Genomic DNA, 2,584 nt, shown 5'->3' on the forward strand with positions numbered 1-2,584 from the left:
TTCTCTCCAGAGTGGATCCTGAGTACGGCGGAACACGTGAAATTCCGTCGGAATCCGGGAGGACCATCTCCCAAGGCTAAATACTCCCTAGTGACCGATAGTGAACCAGTACCGTGAGGGAAAGGTGAAAAGCACCCCGGAAGGGGAGTGAAATAGATCCTGAAACCGTGTGCCTACAAGTAGTCAGAGCCCGTTAACGGGTGATGGCGTGCCTTTTGTAGAATGAACCGGCGAGTTACGATCCCGTGCAAGGTTAAGCAGAAGATGCGGAGCCGCAGCGAAAGCGAGTCTGAATAGGGCGCATGAGTACGTGGTCGTAGACCCGAAACCAGGTGATCTACCCATGTCCAGGGTGAAGTTCAGGTAACACTGAATGGAGGCCCGAACCCACGCACGTTGAAAAGTGCGGGGATGAGGTGTGGGTAGGGGTGAAATGCCAATCGAACCTGGAGATAGCTGGTTCTCTCCGAAATAGCTTTAGGGCTAGCCTCAAGGTAAGAGTCTCGGAGGTAGAGCACTGATTGGACTAGGGGCCCCTACCGGGTTACCGAATTCAGTCAAACTCCGAATGCCGATGACTTATCCTTGGGAGTCAGACTGCGAGTGATAAGATCCGTAGTCGAAAGGGAAACAGCCCAGACCGCCAGCTAAGGTCCCAAAGTATACGTTAAGTGGAAAAGGATGTGGAGTTGCTTAGACAACCAGGATGTTGGCTTAGAAGCAGCCACCATTTAAAGAGTGCGTAATAGCTCACTGGTCGAGTGACTCTGCGCCGAAAATGTACCGGGGCTAAACGTATCACCGAAGCTGCGGACTGTTCTGACGAACAGTGGTAGGAGAGCGTTCTAAGGGCTGTGAAGCCAGACCGGAAGGACTGGTGGAGCGCTTAGAAGTGAGAATGCCGGTATGAGTAGCGAAAGACGGGTGAGAATCCCGTCCACCGAATGCCTAAGGTTTCCTGAGGAAGGCTCGTCCGCTCAGGGTTAGTCGGGACCTAAGCCGAGGCCGAAAGGCGTAGGCGATGGACAACAGGTTGATATTCCTGTACCACCTCCTCACCATTTGAGCAATGGGGGGACGCAGGAGGATAGGGTAAGCGCGGTATTGGATATCCGCGTCCAAGCAGTTAGGCTGGGAAATAGGCAAATCCGTTTCCCGTAAAGGCTGAGCTGTGATGGCGAGCGAAATTTAGTAGCGAAGTTCCTGATTCCACACTGCCAAGAAAAGCCTCTAGCGAGGTGAGAGGTGCCCGTACCGCAAACCGACACAGGTAGGCGAGGAGAGAATCCTAAGGTGATCGAGAGAACTCTCGTTAAGGAACTCGGCAAAATGACCCCGTAACTTCGGGAGAAGGGGTGCTTCTTAGGGTGTTAAAGCCCCGAGAAGCCGCAGTGAATAGGCCCAGGCGACTGTTTAGCAAAAACACAGGTCTCTGCGAAGCCGTAAGGCGAAGTATAGGGGCTGACGCCTGCCCGGTGCTGGAAGGTTAAGAGGAGCGCTTAGCGTAAGCGAAGGTGCGAATTGAAGCCCCAGTAAACGGCGGCCGTAACTATAACGGTCCTAAGGTAGCGAAATTCCTTGTCGGGTAAGTTCCGACCCGCACGAAAGGCGCAACGATCTGGGCACTGTCTCAACGAGAGACTCGGTGAAATTATAGTACCTGTGAAGATGCAGGTTACCCGCGACAGGACGGAAAGACCCCGTGGAGCTTTACTGCAGCCTGATATTGAATGTTGGTACAGCTTGTACAGGATAGGTAGGAGCCTTGGAAACCGGAGCGCTAGCTTCGGTGGAGGCATCGGTGGGATACTACCCTGGCTGTATTGACCTTCTAACCCGCTGCCCTTATCGGGCAGGGAGACAGTGTCAGGTGGGCAGTTTGACTGGGGCGGTCGCCTCCTAAAATGTAACGGAGGCGCCCAAAGGTTCCCTCAGAATGGTTGGAAATCATTCGCAGAGTGTAAAGGCACAAGGGAGCTTGACTGCGAGACCTACAAGTCGAGCAGGGACGAAAGTCGGGCTTAGTGATCCGGTGGTTCCGCATGGAAGGGCCATCGCTCAACGGATAAAAGCTACCCCGGGGATAACAGGCTTATCTCCCCCAAGAGTCCACATCGACGGGGAGGTTTGGCACCTCGATGTCGGCTCATCGCATCCTGGGGCTGTAGTCGGTCCCAAGGGTTGGGCTGTTCGCCCATTAAAGCGGTACGCGAGCTGGGTTCAGAACGTCGTGAGACAGTTCGGTCCCTATCCGTCGCGGGCGCAGGAAATTTGAGAGGAGCTGTCCTTAGTACGAGAGGACCGGGATGGACGCACCGCTGGTGTACCAGTTGTTCTGCCAAGGGCATCGCTGGGTAGCTATGTGCGGACGGGATAAGTGCTGAAAGCATCTAAGCATGAAGCCCCCCTCAAGATGAGATTTCCCATTCCGCAAGGAAGTAAGATCCCTGAAAGATGATCAGGTTGATAGGTCTGAGGTGGAAGCGTGGTGACACGTGGAGCTGACAGATACTAATAGATCGAGGACTTAACCTATATTCTAATGTGAAGCATGAACATTGTTATCTAGTTTTGAGAGAACATT

Annotated in this window: 1 rRNA gene; it reads left to right on the forward strand. The window is 53.6% G+C overall.

The features are described 5' to 3' along the window. A 23S ribosomal RNA gene (locus AAZR19_RS18835) occupies positions 1 to 2,535 on the forward strand; the annotation flags it as partial. Positions 2,536 to 2,584: the final 49 nt, after the last annotated feature.

It is taken from the genome of Bacillus sp. Je.9.29.b (genome assembly GCF_051129925.1).
Lineage (GTDB): Bacteria > Bacillota > Bacilli > Bacillales > Bacillaceae > Bacillus > Bacillus safensis.